Source organism: Streptomyces sp. NPDC001868 (assembly GCF_040297125.1).
Lineage (GTDB): Bacteria > Actinomycetota > Actinomycetes > Streptomycetales > Streptomycetaceae > Streptomyces.
The window spans coordinates 77,677-100,707 of record NZ_JBEOYO010000018.1 but is presented as its reverse complement, the minus strand read 5'-3'; the positions used below and the strand labels follow the sequence as shown (position 1 = coordinate 100,707).

At 70.8% G+C, this 23,031-nt stretch carries 24 protein-coding genes, 1 pseudogene and 1 riboswitch; of the genes and pseudogenes, 15 read left to right on the top strand and 10 right to left on the bottom strand.

Going from position 1 to position 23,031, the window contains the following annotated elements; translation table 11 throughout:
* Positions 1–152 precede the first annotated feature (152 nt).
* The 4 genes from ABT147_RS22155 to ABT147_RS22140 all read right to left on the bottom strand — a co-directional run bounded on the left by ABT147_RS22155 (position 153) and on the right by ABT147_RS22140 (position 3,528).
* Complete coding sequence (locus tag ABT147_RS22155; protein WP_351408699.1) at positions 153–773, bottom strand: hypothetical protein; 621 nt, start codon at positions 771–773, stop codon at positions 153–155.
* 71 nt (positions 774–844) lie between these two features.
* Complete coding sequence (locus tag ABT147_RS22150) at positions 845–1,258, bottom strand: hypothetical protein (protein WP_351408696.1); 414 nt, start codon at positions 1,256–1,258, stop codon at positions 845–847.
* Positions 1,259–1,447: 189 nt separating this feature from the next.
* Complete coding sequence (locus ABT147_RS22145) at positions 1,448–2,197, bottom strand: maleylpyruvate isomerase family mycothiol-dependent enzyme (RefSeq protein ID WP_351408694.1); 750 nt, start codon at positions 2,195–2,197, stop codon at positions 1,448–1,450.
* Between the two features lie 56 nt (positions 2,198–2,253).
* Positions 2,254–3,528, bottom strand: a complete 1,275-nt coding sequence (locus ABT147_RS22140) for a sulfite oxidase (protein WP_351408692.1) — start codon at positions 3,526–3,528, stop codon at positions 2,254–2,256.
* A 412-nt stretch (positions 3,529–3,940) separates the two neighbouring features.
* A riboswitch (SAM riboswitch) is annotated at positions 3,941–4,050 on the top strand.
* 35 nt (positions 4,051–4,085) lie between these two features.
* Here ABT147_RS22140 and ABT147_RS22135 point away from each other — a divergent pair.
* From ABT147_RS22135 to ABT147_RS22105, 7 genes are all read left to right on the top strand, one after another.
* Positions 4,086–4,202: a putative leader peptide gene (locus tag ABT147_RS22135; RefSeq protein ID WP_351408689.1), complete on the top strand. Its 117-nt coding sequence runs from the start codon at positions 4,086–4,088 to the stop codon at positions 4,200–4,202.
* Between the two features lie 301 nt (positions 4,203–4,503).
* Positions 4,504–6,090: an ABC transporter substrate-binding protein gene (locus ABT147_RS22130; RefSeq protein WP_351408687.1), complete on the top strand. Its 1,587-nt coding sequence runs from the start codon at positions 4,504–4,506 to the stop codon at positions 6,088–6,090.
* A 3-nt stretch (positions 6,091–6,093) separates the two neighbouring features.
* Positions 6,094–7,053, top strand: coding sequence for an ABC transporter permease (locus ABT147_RS22125; RefSeq protein WP_351408685.1), 960 nt, complete (start codon positions 6,094–6,096; stop codon positions 7,051–7,053).
* Positions 7,050–8,069, top strand: coding sequence for an ABC transporter permease (locus ABT147_RS22120; protein ID WP_351408682.1), 1,020 nt, complete (start codon positions 7,050–7,052; stop codon positions 8,067–8,069). The genes ABT147_RS22125 and ABT147_RS22120 overlap by 4 nt, the downstream gene beginning before the upstream one ends.
* An 83-nt stretch (positions 8,070–8,152) precedes the next feature.
* Positions 8,153–9,898 carry a dipeptide ABC transporter ATP-binding protein gene (locus tag ABT147_RS22115; protein ID WP_351408680.1) on the top strand — a complete coding sequence of 582 codons (1,746 nt, stop codon included), beginning with the start codon at positions 8,153–8,155 and terminating at the stop codon, positions 9,896–9,898.
* Positions 9,895–10,719 carry a DUF1684 domain-containing protein gene (locus tag ABT147_RS22110; RefSeq protein WP_351408678.1) on the top strand — a complete coding sequence of 275 codons (825 nt, stop codon included), beginning with the start codon at positions 9,895–9,897 and terminating at the stop codon, positions 10,717–10,719. The genes ABT147_RS22115 and ABT147_RS22110 overlap by 4 nt, the downstream gene beginning before the upstream one ends.
* Before the next feature lie 44 nt (positions 10,720–10,763).
* The gene (locus tag ABT147_RS22105) at positions 10,764–11,864 is read left to right on the top strand and encodes an LLM class flavin-dependent oxidoreductase (protein WP_351408676.1); all 1,101 of its coding nucleotides are present in this window, start codon (positions 10,764–10,766) and stop codon (positions 11,862–11,864) included.
* 104 nt (positions 11,865–11,968) lie between these two features.
* Here ABT147_RS22105 and ABT147_RS22100 read toward each other — a convergent pair whose 3' ends face one another.
* A complete protein-coding gene (locus tag ABT147_RS22100; protein ID WP_351408674.1) occupies positions 11,969–12,766 on the bottom strand; it encodes a hypothetical protein in 798 nt (265 codons plus the stop codon).
* 192 nt (positions 12,767–12,958) lie between these two features.
* On the opposite strand from ABT147_RS22100, the gene ABT147_RS22095 reads away from it, so the two are divergent.
* Complete coding sequence (locus tag ABT147_RS22095) at positions 12,959–14,110, top strand: bifunctional class I SAM-dependent methyltransferase/NUDIX hydrolase (RefSeq protein ID WP_351408672.1); 1,152 nt, start codon at positions 12,959–12,961, stop codon at positions 14,108–14,110.
* 104 nt (positions 14,111–14,214) lie between these two features.
* Here ABT147_RS22095 and ABT147_RS22090 read toward each other — a convergent pair whose 3' ends face one another.
* Both ABT147_RS22090 and ABT147_RS22085 read right to left on the bottom strand, forming a co-directional pair.
* Positions 14,215–14,406 (bottom strand): hypothetical protein, encoded by a 192-nt coding sequence (locus ABT147_RS22090; RefSeq protein ID WP_351408670.1) that lies wholly within the window; start codon positions 14,404–14,406, stop codon positions 14,215–14,217.
* Positions 14,406–14,654, bottom strand: a complete 249-nt coding sequence (locus tag ABT147_RS22085) for a hypothetical protein (RefSeq protein ID WP_351408669.1) — start codon at positions 14,652–14,654, stop codon at positions 14,406–14,408. Before ABT147_RS22085 ends, ABT147_RS22090 begins: the two co-directional genes overlap by 1 nt.
* A gap of 396 nt (positions 14,655–15,050) precedes the next feature.
* Between ABT147_RS22085 and ABT147_RS22080 the strand changes: the two genes are divergently transcribed.
* On the top strand, positions 15,051–15,383 hold the full coding sequence (locus ABT147_RS22080) for a glyoxalase superfamily protein (protein WP_351408667.1): 333 nt from the start codon (positions 15,051–15,053) through the stop codon (positions 15,381–15,383).
* A gap of 14 nt (positions 15,384–15,397) precedes the next feature.
* On the opposite strand, the gene ABT147_RS22075 is transcribed toward ABT147_RS22080, so the two are convergent.
* A complete protein-coding gene (locus ABT147_RS22075; RefSeq protein WP_351408664.1) occupies positions 15,398–15,859 on the bottom strand; it encodes a VOC family protein in 462 nt (153 codons plus the stop codon).
* Between the two features lie 266 nt (positions 15,860–16,125).
* Between ABT147_RS22075 and ABT147_RS47360 the strand changes: the two are divergent.
* The 5 genes and pseudogenes from ABT147_RS47360 to ABT147_RS22055 all read left to right on the top strand — a co-directional run.
* Positions 16,126–16,224: pseudogene (locus ABT147_RS47360) on the top strand (DNA-binding response regulator); the annotation flags it as partial.
* 251 nt (positions 16,225–16,475) lie between these two features.
* On the top strand, positions 16,476–17,225 hold the full coding sequence (locus tag ABT147_RS22070) for a hypothetical protein (RefSeq protein WP_351408662.1): 750 nt from the start codon (positions 16,476–16,478) through the stop codon (positions 17,223–17,225).
* A gap of 116 nt (positions 17,226–17,341) precedes the next feature.
* Positions 17,342–17,851, top strand: a complete 510-nt coding sequence (locus ABT147_RS22065) for a response regulator transcription factor (RefSeq protein WP_351408660.1) — start codon at positions 17,342–17,344, stop codon at positions 17,849–17,851.
* Between the two features lie 3 nt (positions 17,852–17,854).
* Complete coding sequence (locus ABT147_RS22060) at positions 17,855–18,055, top strand: winged helix-turn-helix domain-containing protein (RefSeq protein WP_351408846.1); 201 nt, start codon at positions 17,855–17,857, stop codon at positions 18,053–18,055.
* Positions 18,056–18,199: 144 nt separating this feature from the next.
* Positions 18,200–19,024 carry an SDR family oxidoreductase gene (locus ABT147_RS22055; protein ID WP_351408658.1) on the top strand — a complete coding sequence of 275 codons (825 nt, stop codon included), beginning with the start codon at positions 18,200–18,202 and terminating at the stop codon, positions 19,022–19,024.
* A gap of 157 nt (positions 19,025–19,181) precedes the next feature.
* Here the strand turns inward: ABT147_RS22055 and ABT147_RS22050 are convergent, their stop codons facing one another.
* On the bottom strand, positions 19,182–20,708 hold the full coding sequence (locus ABT147_RS22050) for a glycoside hydrolase family 43 protein (protein WP_351408656.1): 1,527 nt from the start codon (positions 20,706–20,708) through the stop codon (positions 19,182–19,184).
* A gap of 379 nt (positions 20,709–21,087) precedes the next feature.
* Between ABT147_RS22050 and ABT147_RS22045 the strand changes: the two genes are divergently transcribed.
* Complete coding sequence (locus tag ABT147_RS22045; RefSeq protein ID WP_351408654.1) at positions 21,088–21,795, top strand: SDR family NAD(P)-dependent oxidoreductase; 708 nt, start codon at positions 21,088–21,090, stop codon at positions 21,793–21,795.
* A 296-nt stretch (positions 21,796–22,091) separates the two neighbouring features.
* Here ABT147_RS22045 and ABT147_RS22040 read toward each other — a convergent pair whose 3' ends face one another.
* The gene (locus ABT147_RS22040) at positions 22,092–23,012 is read right to left on the bottom strand and encodes a sugar kinase (protein WP_351408844.1); all 921 of its coding nucleotides are present in this window, start codon (positions 23,010–23,012) and stop codon (positions 22,092–22,094) included.
* Between the last annotated feature and the right edge of the window lie 19 nt (positions 23,013–23,031).

The following is a 23,031-nucleotide window of genomic DNA, read 5'->3' as shown; positions in this document are numbered from 1 at the left end:
GCCGCGCTGTCGGCCGGGACGCTCACCGTCTGGGGATGGAAACCGGGGAGGGAGAGTCCGCGATGACCCGCGCCTGCCCCCGTCGGCCGCGCCACAGCGGCAGGGGCTCTCGCGGTCTGGAGTCAGTACGACAGGCCCCGGAAACGGACCGACTACAGCTCCTCCCTCACTTGCGCCCAGGTGTGAGTGTCCAGGCCGTCATGGGGGCCGATGCGGGAGAGTTCGACTCCGTCGCTGCCGAGAGCCACGATGACGGGCCGGTCTCTGGGGTTGGTGCCGGGGGACGTCCAGACGGCGATCAGTCGGCAGTGCTCGGGATTCTCCAACCGGCGGCCACCGATGACCACGTGATCCACATCCCGTCCGAGACACACCAGTGCGCAACCGATCCACGGGGCCGTGGTGAGGGAGCGCGGAGGATCCAGCCGACGTGTGAGGCTGCGGGCGGCCCCACCGTTGCGCACATCCAGCACATCGAGCACATCGAGCACATCGAGCACATCGAGCACATCGAGCACATCGAGCACATCGAGCATTTCGGAGTCGACAAAATCGTCTCCAGAACCGCTGCTGCCCCCGGCATACCGCCACTGCTCCCCGTACCACTCCAGGAGCGCGATGTGCTCACGCGTCCGGGGTGACTTCGGACGCCATACGATCCAGATCGCCCCGACACCGGCAGCCGCGTCGACGTCGGCCGACACCACGGTCAGCACGCGCCGGGGCATCCACCGGGGTTGCGGCTCTCTGCCCGCCAGCACCCGCCGCACCATCCCCCGGAGAAGCTTCTCGAACCGGGGTCCCGTCCAGTCGGCCTCACCCCATGCCCTCATGCGCCTGCCCCTCAGGCCTCGATCCACCGCCCCAGTGCCTCGACCGTGTTCTCCGGGGCCGAGTTGAAGCACAGGCGGATGCCGGGTGCCGCCTCGCTGAGGACGTTGACCAGTCGCTCGAACAGGAGGGTGTTCTCCGGCAGCATACGTACGCCGCCGCCGATCATCGCCAGGCCGAACTCATGCTCCTGAAGGCGCTTCCGGACGGCCTCCTCGGCGCGGTCCGGGGAGGTGTCGATCAGGCACTGGACGACATCGAACCCCGCCTCGCGCAGCGCCGTCCTCGCGGCGTCGATCCGGGCGGTGAGTGCCGCCTCGTCCACACCGTCGGGCATCCGGCTGTAGTCGAGCGCACCGGGGTGCAGCCCGATGGTCAGTATCTTCGTGTCCCTCGGCAGAAGGTGTGACGTCGTCGGCCAACCCATGGGCGATGCCCTCTCTGCTCGTCCGCTCGCGTCGCGGTGATCTTTCCGGTGTATCACGGAGGCCGGGCGGAGGGTTCTCTCACTTCGACATCATGGATGAGATCCGGCCGTGGCCCGGCAACTCCGGCGCTCCGGCGCTCCGGCGCTAAGACGCTCAGATGTGAACGGCCAAGGGAGCCGGTCGGGATGTCAGTCCAGGTCGGGCCAGCGCAGGAGGTTCTCCAGGGTGGCGCGGTCGCCCTCGCTGCGCAGGGTGTCGAGGGGGAGGCGGCCGTGCAGGGTGAGCAGCAGGTCGCTCGCCGTTCCGTGGAGGTCGGCGTGCGTCTCGTGGTGGTCGGCGGTGGCGTGTGTTCCGGGTGCCGTCAGGTCGAGCAGCCAGGACTCGCCCTCGGTGGTGTGCAGGCCGATCCGGGCCGGCTCGTACGGCCAGGGGCCGGCGGTGCCGTGGCTGACGCCGATGAACTCGGCGATGCCGTCGAGTGCGACAACCGCCGGGAGGGGCTGGGGAGTTCCGTAGGCCAGCTGGGCGTCGAAGGCGTGGACCGCGGCCTCCTGGACCTGATGGCGTGCCACGGCGCCGCTCGTCGTCGGGACCTCGGAACCGGCCCACCAGGTCCAGCAGCCCGCCGCGGGACCTGTGGCTCGCAGCGCGGAGATCAGTTCCTGGGTGGCTGCGGCCGAGCGAGCCAGAAGGCCGGCTGACGGCAGGTCATCGGCCGATGCCACGGTCGGCGGCTTCTCGCTGGGGCCGGCCACGACCGCCGCCGCCCAGAACCGGTGCACCTCGGTGAGGTGTTCGACGAGGTCGCGGAGCGACCAGTCGGGGCAACTGCGGACACGGACCTCCGGATCGGGAGAGCCCGCCACGCTGTCGCGCAGGGCGGCTGAGCGGTCCTGGATCAAGGTGAGCAGGTCTTCGAAGTCAGGTGTCCGGGTCATCCCGGCTTCCTATCACCCGGCACTGAGAACGCCCCTGTGACCTGGGCGGATGCCGGTCACACCACGCTGACCGGGTGCCGTACCACCGCGTCGAACAGATAGCCCTGTGTGTTGGGGACGGCGGTGTCCGGCTGGGTGTGGCCGGTCGTGTCCGTGGCGCGGGCCAGCAGGTGGGTGGCGCCGGGTGTTTCGGGGTGCCAGCTCAGGGACCAGCGGGTCCAGGTGGCGGCGCGGGGGCGGTCGTGCAGGCGGGCGGGCCGCCAGTTCGTCCCGCCGTCGGTGCTGACGTCGACCCGGGCGACGGGGCCCGCACCCGACCACGACCGTCCGTGCAGGACGTGTCTCCGCCCCGCCGTGAACGTGGCCCCGCGCGCCAGCTCGAAGGCGCTCTTCGTGACCTGCCGGGTGAGCGGCGCGCTGCCGCCCTCTGGGTGGGCGGGGCCGAACAGCCGGTAGAAGGTGGTGTTCCAGGGTGAGTAGAGCGGCTGTGCGGACACCTCGATGTCGCCGACCCACTTGATCGACGCGATCCCGATCCAGGACGGCACCAGCACCCGCACCGGGTACCCGTGGTCGTACGGCAGCGGCTCACCGTTCATCTCGTAGGCGAGCAGGACGTCGTCCAGCGCCTTGGCCAGCGGCAGCGGACGGCGTACCCGGCCCAGGCTCTCGCCCCCGCTGACGAACTCGGCGTCCAGACCGCGGGGTTGCACGTCCACGGCGTACGGGGACAGCCCGGCCCTGCGCAGTACGTCGGCCAGGCGCACCCCGCGCCAGCGTGCGACGCCGATCGCCCCCAGGGTCCAGGCGGTGCCGGTGACCGTCTCGCCCTGCTGGGCCGTGTAGAAGGAGCGGCCGTTTCCGGCGCACTCGACGAAGGCGGTACGGGTGACGGCGGGCAGGGCGCGCAGGTCGTCGTAGCCGAACTCCACCGGCCGGTCCTCGCCGGGGGTGCCGCGCAGCCCGGTGCCCCACAGCCGCAGCCGCCAGTCGTCGGCGTCCAGGACGGGGGTGGAGGTGTGGTTGCGTACGAAGAACAGTTCGTTGGGGGTGTGGTGGCCGGTGCCGCGCAGGGCCTCCCAGCGGGTCTCGGCGTTGGTGCCGCGCTGGATGAACCACTCGGGCGGCAGGGGTTTGACGATCGTTGCGTCGGCGGCGTGGGCGGGCCGTGCGGTGGCGAGTGCGGTCCCGGCGGCGGTGGCGGCGAGCAGGGTCAGCAGCCGACGGCGGGTGACTCCGTCGGCCCTGGCCTCACCGGCGAGCCACTGTCGTAGGCGGCGGCGGTCGTAGTCGGTTTCGTGGCGGTGACCGGTGGGGGTGGGAGATGGCATGGCGGATCCTCGTCATGAGCTTGCGGGCGAAGGGACATGAGGGAGCACGGCGGGGCACGAGAAGGGGCGGCGCGGGCGAGGGCGCGGCATCCGTCGGGGAGAGGCGGGGCCTACCCAACTGGCCTGCGCGGCAAGGCGGTTGGCACCGACCCCGGGAGGCGCGCGATCAGCCGGTCGTCCGACACAGCGCGGCGGCAACGCGGACGAGATCCACGGCGCGGCGGCGAGTCAGAGGCTCCGGCGACGGCATGGCGGGATGCAAGCATGTGGGGCGGAGGGTGTCAACGGAGCGTTCTCGTCGGCACGGTACGGAACCTTCGCACAGTGCCGAGCCTTCCCGCAGTATGGGGACAGTGCCCGAATCGCCATGCGGCGTTGACGGGTCGCGAAGGCGATCGCTAAAGTTTCAACTGGCATTGAGTGTCAGCGTCAAGCCCTGGCTCGCTGACCGGCAACCCTCCGACGCGGTGGGGTGCTCCAGGTGAAAGCCCGGCCGGATCGCCGATCCGGCAAGCGCGTGGGCCCGTGGCAGGGGCCCGGAAAGTGGAGGAGTGAGCGTGCGGCACAGCAGCGTCTCCGGTTCCTCCCTCACGGTCGCGGCGGCCCTCTCCCGGTTCTCCCGTCGCCGCCACATCGATCTGCAGCGCATCACCAGCTCCCTCTGTCTCGGCTGACCACGTTCCGGTCGCCGACACCGACTGCTTCCCGTCGGCTGTCCGAGGACGTTCACCGCTGGTTCTGACGCCCCCGGCGACCTCCTGAACCTCTTCGCGTCCTTCCCCATGTGAACCGTGCCGCCCTGCCTCGGGAGCGGCACCGTCCGCACCTCTGCCGTTGTCCGTACGCCCGCGTGCGCGACGACTTTCGCGTAGGAGAACTCGTTCCGTGACAGCGCATCCGGATTCCCGCCTTCCCCGCCCTGCCCTCCCACTTCGCCCTGCCCTCCCACCTCGTCGTGCTCGCCCTGCTCGATGGGTGGCACTGACCGCCTTTCTGGCCACCGGTGTGCTGCTGACCGCCTGCTCGTCCGGCAGCGGCGGCAGTTCGAGCGGTGGTGACGGGAAGCCCAGGTCGGGCGGCACCCTGACCTTCGCGGTGGGTTCCGACGCCGGCTGCGTCGATCCGCAGCAGGTCGGCAGCAACGACACCATCTACTCCCTGCGCCAGGTCGTCGACTCCCTGACCGACCAGGACCCGAAGACCGGCCGGATCGTGCCGTGGCTGGCGAAGAGCTGGGACATCAGCCCGGACACGACGACCTTCACCTTCCACCTCAGATCGGGGGTCACCTTCAGCGACGGCTCACCGCTGACCGCGCAGGTGGTCAAGGACAACTTCGACGCGGTGCCCGAGCTCGGCGCCCTGGGGACCCTGGCCCAGGGGTATCTGAGCGGTGTGGAGAGCACCACCGTGGTCGACCCGCTGACGGTACGGGTGAAGTTCAAGCAGCCCAACGCCCAGTTCCTGCAAGCCACTTCCACGTTCTCGCTGGGCATCGAGTCGTCGGCGAGCGTGAAGAGGACGCCGCAGCAGAAGTGCAGCGAGGGCGTCGTCGGCAGCGGTCCGTTCACGCTGAAGCAGTATGTGCAGAACCAGTCGATCACCTTGGCCAAGCGGACCTCGTACGACTGGGGTTCCTCGCTGTGGAGCAAGAAGGGCGAGGCGTACCTCGACAAACTGGTGTTCAAGGTGGTGCCCGAGGCGGGGGTGCGCACCGGCAGCCTGCAGTCGGGTCAGGTGGACGCGATCAGCAGCGTCGGCAAGGCCAACGAGGCGGCGCTCAAGGGCGGTCAGGTGAACCTGCTGCGGCGGGCCAACCCGGGCAATGTGTTCAACCTCGGGCTGAACAACTCCCGGCCACTGCTCAAGGACGTGAAGGTGCGGCAGGCGATCCTGTTCGCCATCGACCGGCGGCAGATCGTCGACGCCGTGTTCCCGACCGGCACACAGCCCGCCACGAGCATCCTGGCGCACACCACCCCCGACTACGCGGACCTCGGCCCGGACCTGACCCACAACGCCGCCAAGGCGAAGTCCCTGCTGGACTCGGCCGGTTGGAGGACCGGCGGCGACGGCATCCGGACGAAGAACGGCGACGAACTGCGCCTGACCGTCTCCTGGTTCGCCAACGCGGCCACCAACCAGCCCGCCCTGGAGCTGATCCAGCAGCAGCTCAAGGCCGTCGGCATCGACATCGTGCTCAAGGAGCGGCAGATCAGCCAGTTCGCCCCGACCCTCCAGTCCGGTGACTTCGACGCCGTATGGGGCAATGTGACCCGTGCCGACCCCGACATCCTGCGCAGCTCCTACTCCACGAAGCTGGCCAACTTCTACCACCTGCCGGCGAGCCCGCTGGACTCCCTGCTGACCCGGCAGGCGGCGACCACCGACGCGGCCGAGCGTGCCCGACTGGTCGAGCAGGCACAGCGGTTGATCGTACGGAACGCGTATGTGGTCCCGGTGGTGGAGCTGCAGACCCAGCTCGGGGTGGCGAAGAAGGTGCACGGCCTCGACTTCGAGGCGTCCAGCCGGATCCAGCTGCACGACACCTGGATCGGCTGACGCATGCGCCGCTATGTGATCAAACGCGTCGCGCAGGCGCTCGGGGTGCTGTGGGCGGCGTACACGGTCTCGTTCCTGGTGCTGGTCCTCCTGCCCGGCGATCCGGTGTCGGCGATGGCCGGGGCCGGGGCGGAGTCCAACCAGGTCGATCCGGCGCAGCTCGCCAGACTCCGGCACGAGTACGGCTTCGACAAGCCCGTACTGGCGCAGTACGCCGACTACCTCGGCCGGGCGGTGCGCGGGGACTTCGGGGACTCGATCTCCACCGGCCGCCCGGTGACCACGACGCTGGGGGACGCGCTGCCGCAGACCCTGACGTTGACCGGTACGGCGCTGCTGCTCGCGGTGGTCCTCGGCGGCGGTCTCGCGCTGTCGGCGACCTACACCTCGCGGCGGTGGCTGCGGCAACTGCTGCTGTCGCTGCCGCCGTTGGGTGTCTCGGTACCGACCTTCTGGGTCGGACTGCTGCTGGTCGAGCTGTTCTCGTTCCGGCTGCGCTGGTTCCCGGCGTTCGGCAACGACGGATGGCGGGGACTGGTGCTGCCGGCACTGACCCTGGCGATCCCGACGGGCGCGCAGGTCGCGCAGGTGCTGGCCAAGAGCCTGCTCACCACCCTGGATCAGGCCTATGTGGAGACCGCGCGGGCCAAGGGCGCGAGCAGGCCGCGCATCCATCTACGGCACGCGCTGCGCAACGCGTCGCTGCCCGCCCTGACGGTCGTCGGGCTGCTGGCCGGGCAGCTGATCGCCGGTTCGGTGGTCGTGGAGACCGTGTTCTCCCGTGACGGCCTGGGCCGGGTGACCGTTGCCGCCGTCACCGCCCAGGACATCCCGCTGGTCCAGGGAGTGGTGGTGTTCGGAGCGCTGATCTTCGTACTGGCCAACCTGATCGTCGATCTCGTGTACCCGCTTCTCGACCCACGGATCGTGGTGGCCTCCGGCCGGAAGGGGAGCTTCGCATGAGCCGGCCCCTTGTCGACGACGTCGGTGGCGTTGGTGACATCGGTGATGTCGATGGCATCGGTGGTGTCGGTGGTGTCCGCGACGCCGACGGTACGGCGACCGGCGCCGCGCTCGCCTCGGCGCGCCCGGTCGAATCCGGTATCGGCCCACGCACCCGGCGCGTTCACGCACTCCGGCGCGTCCCGCGGTTCTTCCTGCGCCGGCCCGGACTGCTGGTTTCCGTCCTCGTCGTGGTCCTCGTGGTGCTGGCCGCGTTCCGGCCGGGACTGTTCACCTCGCAGGACCCCCTGCACGGGGTGCCGACACAGAACTTCCAAGGCCCCGGCGGAGCGCACTGGTTCGGCACCGACGAGCTGGGGCGCGACCTGTTCTCCCGTGTGGTGCACGGGGCGCAACTCTCCTTGCAGGCAACGCTGATCGCGGTGGCGGTCGCCTTCGTGGTCGGGGGTCTGCTCGGTCTGGTCGCCGGTTTCGTCGGCCGCTGGGTCGACGACGTACTGATGCGCTGCGTCGACGTACTGCTGTCGATCCCGGCGCTGTTCCTGTCCCTGGCGCTGGTCACGGCGCTGGGCTACGGAACGGTGAAGGTCGCGGTGGCGGTCGGGGCCGCCGGTGTCGCCGGTTTCGCCCGGGTGACGCGCGCGGAGGTGCTGCGGGTACGGCAGGCGGTCTTCGTCGAGGCGTCGCGCTCGTGCGGGGCCCGCTGGTACTCGGTCCTCGGCCGGCATGTGCTGCCCAACGCGGCGGGCCCGGTGATCGTCCTGGCCACCCTCGACTTCGGCGCGTCCGTCCTGGCCGTGTCGTCGCTGAGCTTCCTCGGCTACGGGGCGCCGCCGCCCGCACCGGAGTGGGGCACGCTGATCTCCGACGGGCGCGACTACCTGGGCAACGCGTGGTGGCTCACCGCGCTGCCCGGCCTGGCGATCGCCGCGACCGTGCTCGCCACCAACCGCGTCGCGCGGGCGCTGGACGGCGAGTGGTCCCGGCAGGACGGCGACGGGTTCCGACAGCCATGACCGGCCCCACAGCGAACGGACCCGCGACAGACGGGCCTGGAACGAACGGACCCGCGACGGACGGGCCCATGACGGACGGGCCCATGACCAACAGGTCCAGGACAGACAGGCCCCCGACGAACGACCCCGGAACGGATGGGAACGTGACGAACACGCCGGAGCCACTGCTGGAGGTACGGAGCCTGTCGGTGTCGTACCGCACCCGTGGCGGCACCGTGCGGGCCGTGCGGGGCGTCGACCTCGACGTATGGCCGGGCCAAGTCACCGCGGTGGTCGGCGAGTCCGGCTCCGGGAAGAGCACGACCGCGCACGCGATCATGCGGCTCCTGGCGGCGAACGGCGGCATCGACGCGGGCACCGTCCGCTTCGGCCGGCACGACCTCACCGCGCTGTCCGAGCGTGAACTGCGCACCGTACGCGGCGCCCAGATCGGTCTGGTGCCCCAGGACCCCACCGTCTCGCTCAACCCCGTCAAACGCGTCGGCGAGCAGGTCGCGGAGGTGCTGCGTATCCACCGGCTGGCGACCCGCCGCGCCGCCGGCTCGGAGGCGATCGCGATCCTGGACCGGGCGGGGCTGCCCGACGCGGCCACCCGCGCCCGGCAGTACCCGCACGAACTGTCCGGCGGGATGCGGCAGCGTGCCCTGATCGCGATCGCCATCGCCGGCCGACCCCGGCTGATCGTCGCCGACGAGCCGACCAGCGCCCTGGACGTCACCGTGCAACGGGTCATCCTCGACCATCTCCAGCACCTCACGGAGGAGTCCGGCACCGCCGTGCTGCTGGTGACCCATGATCTCGGCGTCGCCGCCGACCGGGCACAGCGGATCGTGGTCATGTCCGAGGGCCGGGTCGTCGAGGCAGGTCCGACCCGCGACATCCTCGACCACCCGCGCCACGCGTACACCCGGCGACTGCTGGCCGCCGCTCCCAGCCTGACCACGGCCCGCCCCCGGGCCACGGTCACGACACCCTCCGCCCCCGGGGCCGCGGCGGCGCCGTTGGTCGAAGTGCACAACGCGGTCAAGGAGTTCCGTCTCCCGCGCGCCGAGGGCTCGGCCCGCACCCTGCGTGCCGTCGACGACGTGAGCTTCACCCTCCACCGGGGGCGCACGCTGGCCCTGGTGGGCGAGTCCGGCTCGGGGAAGTCCACCACCGCCCGTCTGGTGCTCCGGCTGACCGACCCGACCTCCGGGCGCGTCGTGTTCGACGGGGCCGACGTCACGAGCGCGCGCGGGACCCGGGCGAGGCAGTTGCGCCGGCGGGCCCAGCTCGTGTACCAGAACCCGTACGCCTCGCTCGATCCCCGGTTCTCGATCGGCGAGGTGATCACCGAGCCGCTGCGCGCGTTCAGGGTCGGCGACCGCGCCACCCGGCTGGCCCGGGCCCGCGAGTTGCTCGAACGGGTGGCGCTGCCCGCCGCAACGCTGGAGCGCCGCCCGGCGGAGCTGTCCGGCGGCCAGCGGCAGCGCGTCGCCATCGCCCGCGCCCTCGCGCTCTCCCCCGATCTGGTGGTGTGCGACGAGCCGGTGTCCGCGCTCGACGTGTCCGTCCAGGCCCAGGTCCTCGACCTGCTCGCCGAACTGCAGACCGACACCGGCGTGGCGTACCTGTTCATCTCGCACGACCTGGCCGTCGTACGCCAGATCGCGCACCGGGTCGCCGTGATGCGGGCCGGCCGCATCGTCGAGACGGGCACCGCCGAGGAACTCTTCACCCGACCCCGCCACGACTACACCCGCGAACTGCTCGCGGCGATCCCCGGCGGCCGACACACCACGGCCACGCCCGAACCACCGAAGAAGAAGACGACGAAGGAGCACGCATGACCGTTCAGGACACCACCACGGACCTGGCCGCGTTCACCCGCGACTGGCAGGAGTGGCACACCGGGCAGGAGGCCCGGCTCGCCGACCCCCACGGCTTCCTCGCCGTCACCGGCCTGCACTGGCTCGGCGACGAGCCGCAGCGCTTCCCGGACGCTCCGGGCGCCTGGTCGACCGGCGCCGACGGGGTCGTCGTGGTCCTCAATGAGGGGGAGGAACTGGTCGTGGACGGAACCCCCGTCCACGGCGAGCATCGCTTCGGGGTGCTCCCGGAGCGCGGCGGGGTGAACGCGGTCTGGGGCGAGGCCGTGATCGAGGTCGCCAGGCGCGGCGGACACGACATCGTCCGCCCCCGGCACCCGGACGCGCCGCTGCGCACCGCGTTCACCGGTACGCCCGCCTACGCCCCGCAGCCCCGCTGGGCGGTGACCGGCCGCTACACGGCCTTCGACGAGCCCCGGCCGACGACCGTGGGCGCGGCGGTGGAGGGCCTTGAGCATGTGTACGACGCGCCGGGCCGGGTCGAGTTCGAGCTGGACGGGCGTCCCCTGGCACTGACCGCGTTCCCCGGTCACGGCCCGGGCAGCCTGCTTCTGCTGTTCACCGACGCGACCTCCGGGGTCACCACGTACGCGGCCAACCGCGCTCTCGCCCTCGCCCCGCCCGCCGAGGACGGCACGGTCGTCCTGGACTTCAACCGGGCGACGAACCTGCCGTGCGCCTACACCGACCTGGCCACCTGCCCGCTGCCGCCGGCCGAGAACAGGCTGCCCGTGGCGATCGAGGCCGGGGAGAAGATCCCCCGCGAGCGCGGCGGATCCTGAGTGCCGGGCGCGCCCACCGAGACCACACGGCCACGACCACAGCCATGAGCAAGGCCACCACCGAGGCCGCCACCGAGGCCACGACCGAGAGGGTCGAAGACCGCATGAGCACCCCCGCGATCAGCTCGCTGTCCTTCCTCACCCCCGGCAACTTCGCCGACGACGACCCGTACACCGGTCTGGAGGAGACGCTCCGACTCTTCGAGTACGGCGAGGAGTCGGGCTTCGACGGCGCGTGGATCCGGCAACGGCATCTCGAACACGGTGTCGGCTCGGCGGCGGTCTTCCTCGCCGCCGCCGGCCAGCGCACCGAACGGGTCGAGCTGGGCACGGCGGTCATCCCGATCGGGTACGAGAGCCCGTTCCGGCTCGCCGAGGACCTGGCGCTGGCGGACGTACTGTCGCGGGGCCGGCTCCAGGCCGGTTTCAGCACCGGCATGCCGCACGCCGAACTCCTCGGCGACCTGGTGTACGACGGGGACTGGCGCGGCTTCGACCTGTCGTACGGCAGGATCGCCCGCGTCGTCGACCACCTGCGCGGCGACTTCCTCGGCGGCCCGGACACGGTGATCCACTCCCCCGGCAACACCCAGCGGCCCCGCCTTCAGCCGCACAACCCCGGCCTGGTGGACCGGGTCTGGTACGGCGGAGGCAGTCTGCGCTCGGTCCGATGGGCCGCCGAGCACGGGCTGAACCTGCTCACCGGCAACATCGTCACCGGGGAGGGCACCGACGACTTCACCACGGCCCAGCTCACCCTGCTCTCCGAGTACCGGCGCGCCCTCACCGGGGACCGCCCGACCCGGGTGGCGCTCGGCCGGGTGATCGTCCCGTTCGACGGCGCGGACGCGACCACGCGGGCCCGCTACCGGGAGTACGCGGCCACCCGCCACGCCCGCACCCTGGCACCACAGGGCCCGAGGCGGACCCTGTTCGCCCCGGACGTGGTGGGGACCGCGGACCAGATCCTGGAACAGCTGACGGCGGACCCGGTGGTCAGGGCTGTCTCGGAGCTGCGCCTGGAACTGCCGTACGAGTTCCAGCAGGCCGACTACGAACAGATCCTGCACGACGTACGGCACTTGATCGCACCCGAACTGGGCTGGCGCCCGGACGCGGCGCTGCTGCACGACGCGGACCGATGAGCACCGGCCACCCGGAGCCTTATTCGGCGGGGGTGGTGGCGACGTCGATCGGGCGATGACCGTGGCAGCGAACTGGTCATCGCCCCACACCACTTCGACCTGCCTTACCCCAGAACCAGTCCGGCCATTGTGCGCAGCCTCGCGAAGTAGGCAGCGCAGTACGCCTCGTTGATCAGGGGCATGATCTTGTCCAGGTCGGCGACACACCCCCAGAGATCGGCGATGTCCCCGTCGTCGAGCCCGCCCTTCAGCTCCCCCTGGACGAGGCCGGCGACGCCTGAGTCCAGCAGGACCAGCTCCACGCCCTCGATGTCCACGCCACGGAAACTCGCGGGGAAGGGGGCGCGCAGGTGTTCCTCCCAGAGCCGGGCAAGTCCCTCTTCGGACTGCGGTCCGGCCAGGTCGGTGACTGTCGCTTCTGCCGCAGAGGCCGGGCGAAGGAGCAGGGAGACAGCCTCGAAGACGGCACGCACCATGTCGACGGCTCTGGCCGGGCGGACGGCGGCACTGGTCGTGGCGCCCCGAGTGAGCTTGTCACGCAGCACCCGGCCACGGTCGACCTCGGCGGCGAGTTCGGCCCCGATGAGCCCCGCGTCGGCCGCCCGCTCGATCAGCTCCTGAAGGGTCAGCGGCTCGTCGACGGCCAGCCGCTCGGCAAGCACGTGCTCCAGGGCGAGGAGCGCATGCGTGACGGCGACGGTGGCGAACTCGTACCGGTAGTAGGAGTGCCGGATGAGCTCGCGGGAGGTCTCCAGCACACTCATCACATACATGGACGCGTCACGGGGCAGCACCAGGTCGTCCACCATGGCGTGCATGCCCGCGTAGTCGAGCACGAGGTCGTGTACGCGGGGGTCCGGGGCTGGGAGCGGGCCTGGCAGGGGCGGCGGCAGCGTGTTCACCGGGACAGTCTTGTGGCTGGAAGGCTGTCGGCGCCATCGATTGCCCGGATCACAGCCCTCGGTCCAGGAGGAACCCATGAATCCCGTCCCCACCCCCGTCCCCCTGACTGGGCCCGGACCGTCGTCGGACAACCCACACCCACACCCACACCCACACCCACACCCACACCCACACCCACCGGAGGCAACCACTTGAGCAGCGAGCAGACCAACCTCGATGCCTGGACCGCGTACGGCACGCATCACCTCACACGTGGCACCGACGTTCCTGACGTCGACCGTCTTGCCTGGGGGTTCTGGCCGAGCGGACCCGGTGCCGAAGTGCTCGGCGACCTCGTCGGCCGGCGTGTGCTGGACCTCGGTGCGGGACTGGGCAAGCACGCCGCATACCTCGCGCGCGAGTGCGGCGCCCTGGTGGACGCCGTCGATGTGTCACCGTCCCAGCACGAGCGGGCGACCGCGCGGTACGGCTCTCAGCCGGGCCTGAACCTGATCCTCGCCGACGCCGTGCAGCACCTTGAGCACGCCGGGAAGTACGACGTCATCTACTCCATCCATGGCCTCGCCTATATGGATCCCAGGCGGCTGCTGCCCGTCCTCGCGACAGCGCTGGCACCCGGCGGGCGCCTGGTCTTCTCCGTGCTGCACACCAACGCGGCCGGCCTCGGCCCGTCGACGGCGGTCGCGCCACGGCCAGAGATCCTGCCGCTGGCCGGCGGCGGGCGGCTCACCGTTCGGATGTGGGTGCTCGCTCCGGCCCTGTGGGAAGACCTGTTGACGGAGTACGGCCTCGTCGTGGAGCAGATGGGCATCCTCACCGCCCCCGGCGAGGACAACCCGGTCGCCTGCACTCTCTTCCAGGTCCGCCGACGTGCCCGCGTGACCAGCCGGCCCCGCACCGGCCAACCCCCGGAGCCGAACGGGGTGTTCGGGGTCGGTGCCATCCTGTACGGCCCCCGGGGCCTGCTGCTCGGCCTCCACCGCCGGGGCACACGCGAACTCCCCGGCGGCAAGGTCGACCCGGGCGAGTCACTGAAGCATGCGGTCGTTCGCGAGCTGGCCGAGGAGACCGGCTGCACAGCCCGTGAGGAGGATGTGGTCCTCCTCGGAACGCTCCTCGACGATGTCGGCGGTGTCCTCCGTGTCACCGTGGCCGCGGTCGTCACCGAGTGGAAGGGCGAGCCCGCCGACCAGGAGAACGAGAGCGTCGGGGACTGGCGCTGGTATCCGCTCGACCAGCTCCCCGACGGGCTGTTCACCGCCAGCGCCCAGTGCCTCACCGCGTGGCGCGATCTGCCCATCGAGCACGCGCCCGCCGAGTTCACGCCCTTCGCAGGTGCCTAGGGACTGCCGGAAGTGGAGCCGCAGTGTGCCTCCGCCAACTCGAAGCCGCGACGAGCAGGGCGCGCGGATATCCAGATCAGGCGGCCCTGCTCGTCATCCGAGCATCACGGCCGTCGGCTCGGCTTGGGAACCCTCGAAGGCGGGGTGAACGCCAGCCCCAGGGACTCGCGGGCACCGACGGTGGTGTCGCCCTCGACGTATTCGCAGCCGTTGTCGTAGTGCAGGTGGTACGTGTCGGCGTCACTCGCCGTGGCGGTCTTCGCCCAGTCCGCGCGGGCGTTCCGCATGTCCTTCATCAGGGCGTTGACGGACTTCTCCGCGTCGGCCGGCCAGGTGTGGCCGCGCAGTGCGTCGGACTGTTCGCGAGCACGTCCCGGACGTCGGCCGCCCAGTCCCTGCTGGCGTCCAGGTCCTCCTCGGCATCGTCCTCGGGCTCCTCGGGGAGGGCCTCGTCGACGGCGTTCATCGCCTTCAGGAACGCCAACCGGTCGGCGTCGAGCATGGACTCGTCGCTGCGCAGCGGGCCGTCAAGCAACTGCTCCACGTACCAGCGCCTTTCGAACCAGAAGGGGCCGCGGGCATGTGCAGTGCATGGACCACGTGCAACGCATGGCCCCAGCGCGAGTACAACCCTCGTGCATCGCCTCATGAAGCAACATCCGTGGAATCACGTAACGCACCACGGAAACATCAGCCAGATCCGTCGTCCGATCGATGACCAACCTCGCAGTCAAAGAGGACCGCCACACCAGCCCTTTGACCTGCACCTTCAAGCCGGCAGAGGCGGATACGGTTTGAAGCGGACCAGCACCTCGAAGGGGTGTCCGCCGCCGGGTCGCTGGGGTAGGCGCGCAGGCCGCGACCAGGACGGCCAGGAGGGGACAAGAAGCGCGGAGAGGCGCTGTTATGTTGGGGTCCCATTTCAGTGAGGACGAGCCGCGTGCATGAGGAAGTCATTCCGATCCTGAATGTCGCGGATGCCGCCGCGGCGGTCGCCTGGTACGAGCGGCTCGGCTTCGGCAGCCGGTGGGAGCACCGTTTCGAGCCGGGGCTGCCCGCTTTCGTCGAGATCGCACGGGGCCCGGTGACGTTGTTCCTGTCCGAACACACGGGCGACGCCCGCCCCGACACGCTGGTCTATCTGCGGGTCCGCGATGTCGACGCCGTCGCCGCCGAGTTCGGAGTACGGGTGGAGGAGGCGCCGTGGGCACGCGAGATCGAGGTGCGGGATCCCGACGGCAATCGTCTTCGGATCGGCACCCCCACCGAGTGAGCGGGGCCGCCCACTCAGCCCGGCATGGCCTCCCTGGCCCGCTTCTCCATCTCCTCCGGCGAGATGTCCTCCACATGCGTGGCGACATGCCACCGATGACCGAAGGGGTCCTCGAACTGCCCCACCCGGTCGCCGTAGAACTCGTCCTTGACCGCCATCAACTCCGTGGCGCCCCTGGCGAGGGCCTCGGCGAAGACCGCGTCCACGTCCTCGACGTACACATAGAGGTTCACCGGCGTGCCGCCGAGCGTCTTCGGCCCGCGGAACCCCAGCTCCGGGAACTCGTCCGCGATCATGACGACCGAGTTGCCGATCTGCAGCTCCGCGTGATGGACCTTGCCGTCGGGTGACGCCATCCGCGTGCGTTCCGTGGCGCCCAGGACAGCGACGTAGAAGTCGATCCCGGCCGCCGCGCCGTCGACGCAGATGTACGGCGTGACCCGCGGATAGTCCTCGGAATAAGGCTTTGTGCTCACTGTCTGCCACCTTCCGCACAGGTGATGGCCGTGCCCATGGCCCCGCGACGGTGATCGCCGCCGCCCGGGCATGCTCGCCACCCCGGTGAATGCCGAGCTACAGGACAAGCGTGGCACTCATCACCGTGGCACGCAGCCAGTCGGCCCGTCCCCGGTCTCCGATGCCAGTCCGACCCACGTTCCGTCGGGCTTCGGCTGCCCGGCGCGAGCGGCCTCGATCCGGGTTCCTCCTCCGAGCGGCACGGGGCATGACCTCCGGCGATGCGCTGCTCGCCAAGCTCGACGCCCGCGACCGAGCGCAACTGGTCGTCTTCGCCTATGAATTGGGGCTGGTCAGCATGGCGAGAACTGTCATACCCCGGTAGGGGGAGGCAAGTTGGCGCCCAGGTGGAACGCGCATTCCCCCAAGGCCTCGTCGGTGGCATGGGCTGAGCGAAGTCAAGCGGTCGCTGGCACTGAGATACCCCCTCCGAGCAAGCACGGGCAACCCGATGATCTTCTTCCTGCTGCTGCGGCACCCCAGTTCGTATGAATCCCTGCGGACACATGGGCTCTGAACAGGCGATGGTGAGTAACATCCGCACTCAACCCATTCGTTTGCCGGGAGGTAACCGCCATGACCGAAACACCGTCGGACACAACCGACCTCAAGGCGCAGTACACCGCTCAGGTCGCCGCCGACCTTGAGCGCAACGCCAAGGAGCAGGAGCGTCTGCGCGGGGAGATCGACGCCCTGGCGGACCAACTCCGCAGTCTGCAGCAGGACCAGACCGTGCTGGCGAACATGCAGCAGGCACTCGGCATCGAGGCATCCACGTCTGCCGTGGCCGATGAGGTCACCACACCTTCCGTTCCCCGGCAGAAGTCCGCCACCACCCCGGAACCCGGCAAGCGGACCCGGACGAAGAAGGCCGCTCCGGCGCAGGGCGGCAAGCAGGCGAAGAAGCCGACCACCGCCAAGACCGCCGCCACCAAGACCGCGGCCCCGAAGACCGCGGCCCCGAAGAGCGGGACGCCGAAGACCGGCACGCCGAAGACCGCGACGTCGAAGGCAGCAACCCCCAAGAAGGGCCAGCCCACCCTCGTCGAGCTGATCCGCCGGCACCTCACCGAGCAGAGCGAACCGCGCTCCGCCGCCGAGGTCGCCACCGCGCTCACCCAGGCCCACCCCGACCGCCGTATCCAGACCAACGTCGTGCGCACCACTCTCGAAGGGCTGGTGGCCAAGAGCAACGCGCAGCGTACGAGGCAGGGCTCGTCCGTCTACTACACCGCTCCCGACGCACGGGAACCGGCCACCTCGTCCCAGGCCGCGTCCGAGTCCGAGTCCGAATCAGCGTCCGAGTCCGCGCAAGCGAACAGCTGAGGCCGGGAGACTGACAGAGGGCTCCGTAGGGACGGGCGACAGGCCGCCGCCGTCCATCGCCGTATCCTTGCCTAAGTCACGCAACCGGCGGTGATAAGGGTTGATAAGGGTCCAGCATGCGCGGTAACGACGAGGGGCCGACGTCGTCCCAGGGGGACGAGCCGAGTGTGCTCGTCGTGGCGGGCGATGCCGGGGACGTCGAGCGGCTGACCCGGGCACTGGATTCGGCGGGCTACCGCGTGGACTCGGCGAGCGGCGCCGCCGAGGGCGTGGCGCGGCTGCGGCGGTCGGGGTTCGATCTGGTGGTGTGGGACGCCACCCTGCCGGAGAACAAGGAACTCGCCCGGGGCCGCCGTCTCGTCCTGGACAACCGGCCGCCCGTCCTCTTCCTCATCACCTGCGACTACCTCCACACCCTCCTCCCCGAACTCGGCGGAGGGAGAGAGGACTATGTCACCAGGCCCTTCCGGACGACCGAGATCCTGGCGCGGGCCCAGGTCCTGCTGCGCGGCCGGCGCCCCGAGCCGTGTTCGGGGATGCCCCGGTACGGAACGCTGGTCCTGGACGATGTGACACGCAGTGCCCGGCGCGGCGCCAGACCTCTCGACCTCACCCCCGCCGAGTAAGGACTGCTGCGCCACCTGCTGGTCAACGCGGGACAGGTGCTGTCGAAGGAGCAGATCAGCGCGCATGTGTGGAGCGATTTCCGCGCGACCGAGGCGATCGAGAAACTCATCTCCCGGCTGCGGCGGAAAGTGGACCAGGAGGAACCCGCTCTGATCCGCACACGCCGGGGGTTCGGCTACGTACTCGGGCGAACGGGAGCGTGACGACAGCCGCCTCCGAAGGCCCGCACCGCGCTGTCCGGAAGAAGTCAGCCTTCCTCGATTAGCTGCTGGTGGTCGCGCGGACGAGTGCCACTTCCGTGCTCGTGCGCCTTCGCGGCCCCTTCCTTCTTCGACAGCGGAGTGATCATGACGACTGTAGGGATAGCCACCGGCGCCGGACGCGGGATGGGAGAGGCGTGCGCGCGGCGGCTGGCCGATCTCGTGGACGTACTGCTGCTCGTCGACCGGGACGAGGCGGCCGCGGCGTCGGTCGCGGAGGACCTCAACGCGGCCGGGCACCGGGCCACCGCCGAGGCGTTCGCCGTCGACGTCACCGACGGGGCGGGCCTCGGCCGGCTCGCCGACCGGGTCGCGGAGCGTGGCGCGCTGCGGGCCGTCGCCCATGCGGCGGGTATCTCGCCCACGATGGCCGACTGGCGGCGCATCTTCGAGGTCGACCTCGTCGGCACGGCGCTCCTGGCGGAGGCGCTGCGCCCGCTGGCCACCGTGGGCACGGCCCATGTGTACTTCGCCTCGATGTCCCCGATGATCGCCGGCATCGACCCCACCCCGGACATCGCCGCGATCCTGGACGACCCGCTGCACCCGGACTTCCTCGACCGGATCCGTGACGCCGTCGGCCCCGACATCGAGAACACCGCGCTCGCCTACCCCTGGGCCAAGCACGGTGTGCACCGCTTCGCCCGCAGGGAGGCGGTCCGGCTCGGCCCGGCCGGCGCCCGTGTCTGCTCCCTCTCCCCCGGTGTCATCGACACCCCGCAGGGCCGACAGGAGGCGACCAACCATCCGTCCATGCAACGGCTGATCGACGCCACACCCCTCGGCCGTACCGGCCGCTCGGAGGAGATCGCCTCGGTCGTCGCCTTCCTGCTGTCCGACGAGGCGAGCTTCCTCAGCGGCGTCGACATCCTGGTCGACGGCGGGGTCTACGCGGCCGTGCGCGACCACTGATCCAAGGCACTGCTCCGAGGCACTGGTCCGAGGCACTGGTCCGAAGCGCTGGTCCGAAGCGCCGGCGGGGCGGGACGCGGGTGTCGGACGTGGGTGTCGCCCATGACAGCCGGCCCGCGCGCCCGGCTGATTCAGTGCCCCGGGCCGGTCGGCGGCTTCAGTCCTCCAGCGGCTCGTAGTCGAACCAGTCGAAGTGAACGGTGCCGGCGGTGGCGTACATGCCGAACACCCGGCCGGTGAAGCCGCCGGCGACCTCGGTGGACAGGTAGCGGCCGTCCAGCGAGGCGAGTTCGACGAAGGTGCCGTCCGGCTCCTCGAAGCCGAGGGAGACGGAGTCGGGGCCGGAGCGCGGGTCGTTCACGGTTGCCACGGGGGTCGTCTCGACACGGAGTACGACGGGACCCGGAGGCGTCGGCCGGGAGGCCACGACCGTGTTCAACGGGCCGATGCGGGCCCGGACTCGCACCTGCCCGGACGTGACCTCGACGGAGTAGTGGTGGCTCTCGTCCAGGCGAACGGCCAGGCCGCCGTCGCCCTGCCCCGCCGCCGCGTCGACGAGGGTGCGCACCCGGCACGACCGATGTTGTTGCCGTCGGCCCATGAACGTCACATCGGCGTCGTCGAGTGATCCGCCACGGGCGCGCAGGGTCAGCCAGCCGGGCCGTTGCTTCGTGGTGCAGTCCTCCGCGGGCCGTTGCCGCAGCGAGATCCACTGCACGGCCGGCTCGGGCGCGTCGAAGTCGTCCCGGTGCTGCGGCGGAGCGGCGGGCGGCTGGAGGGGCCAGGATGGTGCGGGCAAGACGGGCGACAGGTCGCCGACCACGGGCCAGCCGTCGACCCACTCGACCGGCACCAGGTAGGTCTCCCTGCCGAGTACGTGCCAGCCGGGGGTGCCGCCGCCCGGCCGAACGCCGAGGAGGACCATCCACCACGAACCGTCGGGCCCCTGCACCAGGTCGGCGTGGCCGGTGTTCTGGATGGGGTGGTCGGCGCCGCGGTGGGTGAGGATCGGGTTGGCCGGGCAGGGCTCGAACGGGCCCGTGGGTGTGCGGCCACGGGCGATCGAGACGCCGTGGCCCCGCTCGGTGCCGCCTTCGGCGATGAGCAGGTACCAGTAGTCGCCGATCCGGTACAGGTGGGGTGCTTCGGGAGCCTTGGCGCCGGGCGCTCCGGACCACAGTTGGCGGCGCGTGCCGAACGTCTCCCCGGTGTGGGGGTCGAGGCGGATCTGTCCGACGCCGGCGGTGGTGCACCAGCAGGTGCCGTCGTCGTCCCAGGCGATGTCCGGGTCGATGCCGTGGACCCCGGGCAGGCGGATCGGCTCGGACCAGGGGCCGCCCGGGTCGGTGGCCGTGAACAGCAGATTGCCGTCACCGCTGACATTGGTGACGATCAGCCAGAAGCGGCCGTCGTGGTGGCGCAGGGTGGGGGCGTAGATCCCGCCGGAGGAGGCCGTGTCCGGCGGCAGACGCAGTTGGCTCGGGCGGTCGAGCGCGTTGCCGATCTGGGTCCAGTGCACCAGGTCCCGGCTGTGGAGGATGGGGACGCCGGGGAAGTACTCGAAGCTGGAGCACGCGAGGTAGTAGTCGTCGCCCGCACGGCAGATGGACGGGTCGGGGTAGAAGCCGGGAATCACCGGGTTGCTGAAGGTGGTTCCCGTCTCGGACACGCTCGTCACCCTCATCGGGTCCTTTCACCGCTACGAAAGTCTGTCGTCCCACGCCGGATAGCTTCCCGAGCAGGCTGATGCGCATGTGTCCGGCACATCACCGGGCACACCCGTTTCGACGCCACCGAGGACCTCGCCGCCGGAACCTCTCCACCATGCTGTGGGACTCCGGTCGGTTCCAGCTCCCGGGCAGTTCCTTGGCCGGTTCGCCCGCCTGGGCATCGCCGCCGCACGGCCGGGCACCAGCGGTCAGGCCGGTCGGCCCGGCAATCGGATCGCCCTATCCGCTTGGCGTGCTACTGTGGCCACATCGAACCGGAGAGACCTATCCGAATCAGAAACGGATAGACCTATCCGACTACTCTCTCATTGTCTCCCTTCCCGGAGGATCGCTGTGACCAGCATCGCCATCGTCGGAGCAGGCCCCCAGATGGGCCTGGCCATCGCCCGTACCTTCGGCTCCCAGGGCTTCGACGTCGCCCTGATCTCCCGCAACCGCGACAAGCTCGACGACCTCGTGGGCGAGCTCGGGGCCGAGGGCGTCACCGCCGCCGCGTTCCCTGCCGATGTGCTCGACCGCGCGGGGCTCGCCCAGGCCCTCAAGGACGCCGCCGACCGATTCGGCGGGATCGATGTCCTGGAGTACTCCCCGGTGGGGACGTTCGGCGTCACCACCCTGACCGCTCCGGCCACCACCGAACCCTCGGACGTCGAGTTCGAGATGAACTTCCAGTTGTACGGAGCCATCGCCGCCACCCAGGCGGTCCTGCCCGCGATGCGCACGGCAGGCGCGGGCACCCTGCTCTACACCACCGGCGCCGGCTCGATCCGGCCCGACCCGCGGGTCGCCAACGTCAACGCCGCCGCAGCCGCGCTGCGCAACTGGGTGCTGAACCTGCACAATCAGCTGGCCGACGCGGGCACCGGCATCCAGGCCGCCCACATCGGCATCGACTCCTCCATCGGCGTCTCCGTCATCCCCGGCATCGAGGCGGCCCGGCCCGAGCAGATCACCCCTCTCTACTGGGACCTGCACACCACCAGGCGTGACGAGGCCGAACTCGTCTTCAAGCTCGGGGACGAGGGCTTTCCTCGCGGCTGACATCGCACCGCGCCCTCCGGGGCCAGGAAGCACGAAAGGAAGAGCGCTCATGCGGGCTCTCGGCGCCACGGTGCTGGACCATCTCGCCACCGAGGTCGTGGCGGGTCGTCTGCGCCTCCCGATCGCCCGGACCTTCACCCTGGACTATCGCGCGGACCTTCACCCTGGACTACGCCCCCGTGGCGATCCGGGCATTCGGCACCGGCCGGCACGGAAAGATCGCCATCCACCACCGGAAGGGGGCGGAGATCATCCTGTTCTGACGCTCCCGCGTCAGCGGGTTCCGACGATCCCGGTCAGCGCATGGTCGTGCCGTCCGGCTGGTCGAGCAGGCCGAGTTCGTCCCGTGTCGGAAGGCCCTCCCAGTCGCCCCGGGTGGCGACGGCGAACGCGGCGGTGGTGACGGCTCGGTGCAGACGGGCCGGAACGTCCGCGCCGTCGAGGAGGCCGGACAGGTATCCGGCCACGAAGGCGTCGCCCGCGCCCACCAGGTCGACCGCGACGACCTCCCGGGCCGGGCAGTCGGTCGAGCCGTCGGCGGTGAAGCCGGTCGCCCCGTGTGCGCCACGCTTGACGACGACCTCGTGGACTCCGGCGGACAGGATGGCGTGCACGGCCTCGGACTCGCCCGCGGCGGGCCGTTCCAGCACCAGCGGGAGTTCGTCCTCGGAGGCGATGAGCAGGTCGGTGTGCGCCAGCAGCGGCCGGAGGGCGGACCGTGCCCGGTCGGCGGTCCACAGCCGGGAGCGGTGGTTGACGTCGAGGCAGACGGTGATTCCGGCGGCCCGCGCCGTCGTCGCGGCGGTCAGGGCGGCCTCGGCCGCCGACGGGCCGAGCGCCGGGGTGATGCCGGTCAGGTGCAGTACGCGGGTTCCGCAGGCCAGTGCGGGCAGTACGTCGGCCGCTGAGACGGCCGAACCCGCGGATCCGGTGCGGTAGTAGCTGACCCGCGTGAGTGTGCCCAGGCGGGGTTCGGTCAGCAGCAGTCCCGTGGGCCGGCCGGTGTCGTCGCTGACCGCGAAGTCGGTGTCGATGCCCTCGGCGCGCAGGGTGCGCAGGACCAGCGCGCCGAGCTCGTCCGCGCCGACCCGCCCGGCCCAGCGCACCCGGTGCCCGAGCCGGGCGAGGCCGATGGCGACGTTGGACTCGGCTCCCGCCACGGACAGACCGAGACTGCCGCCGAGCCGCAGCGCGCCCTGGGCGCGCAGCGCCGCCATCGTCTCGCCGAAGGTCACC

Excerpts from the sequence above, each read along its gene's own strand:
- ABT147_RS22155 (WP_351408699.1), bottom strand. The coding sequence starts at position 773 with ATGGTGCGGCGGGTGCTGGCGGGCAGAGAGCCGCAACCCCGGTGGATG.
- ABT147_RS22150 (WP_351408696.1), bottom strand. The coding sequence starts at position 1,258 with ATGGGTTGGCCGACGACGTCACACCTTCTGCCGAGGGACACGAAGATA.
- ABT147_RS22145 (WP_351408694.1), bottom strand. The coding sequence starts at position 2,197 with ATGACCCGGACACCTGACTTCGAAGACCTGCTCACCTTGATCCAGGAC.
- ABT147_RS22140 (WP_351408692.1), bottom strand. The coding sequence starts at position 3,528 with ATGCCATCTCCCACCCCCACCGGTCACCGCCACGAAACCGACTACGAC.
- ABT147_RS22125 (WP_351408685.1), top strand. The coding sequence starts at position 6,094 with ATGCGCCGCTATGTGATCAAACGCGTCGCGCAGGCGCTCGGGGTGCTG.
- ABT147_RS22120 (WP_351408682.1), top strand. The coding sequence starts at position 7,050 with ATGAGCCGGCCCCTTGTCGACGACGTCGGTGGCGTTGGTGACATCGGT.
- ABT147_RS22115 (WP_351408680.1), top strand. The coding sequence starts at position 8,153 with ATGACCAACAGGTCCAGGACAGACAGGCCCCCGACGAACGACCCCGGA.
- ABT147_RS22110 (WP_351408678.1), top strand. The coding sequence starts at position 9,895 with ATGACCGTTCAGGACACCACCACGGACCTGGCCGCGTTCACCCGCGAC.
- ABT147_RS22105 (WP_351408676.1), top strand. The coding sequence starts at position 10,764 with ATGAGCAAGGCCACCACCGAGGCCGCCACCGAGGCCACGACCGAGAGG.
- ABT147_RS22090 (WP_351408670.1), bottom strand. The coding sequence starts at position 14,406 with ATGAAGGACATGCGGAACGCCCGCGCGGACTGGGCGAAGACCGCCACG.
- ABT147_RS22070 (WP_351408662.1), top strand. The coding sequence starts at position 16,476 with ATGACCGAAACACCGTCGGACACAACCGACCTCAAGGCGCAGTACACC.
- ABT147_RS22065 (WP_351408660.1), top strand. The coding sequence starts at position 17,342 with ATGCGCGGTAACGACGAGGGGCCGACGTCGTCCCAGGGGGACGAGCCG.
- ABT147_RS22055 (WP_351408658.1), top strand. The coding sequence starts at position 18,200 with ATGACGACTGTAGGGATAGCCACCGGCGCCGGACGCGGGATGGGAGAG.
- ABT147_RS22050 (WP_351408656.1), bottom strand. The coding sequence starts at position 20,708 with ATGAGGGTGACGAGCGTGTCCGAGACGGGAACCACCTTCAGCAACCCG.
- ABT147_RS22040 (WP_351408844.1), bottom strand. The coding sequence starts at position 23,012 with ATGGCGGCGCTGCGCGCCCAGGGCGCGCTGCGGCTCGGCGGCAGTCTC.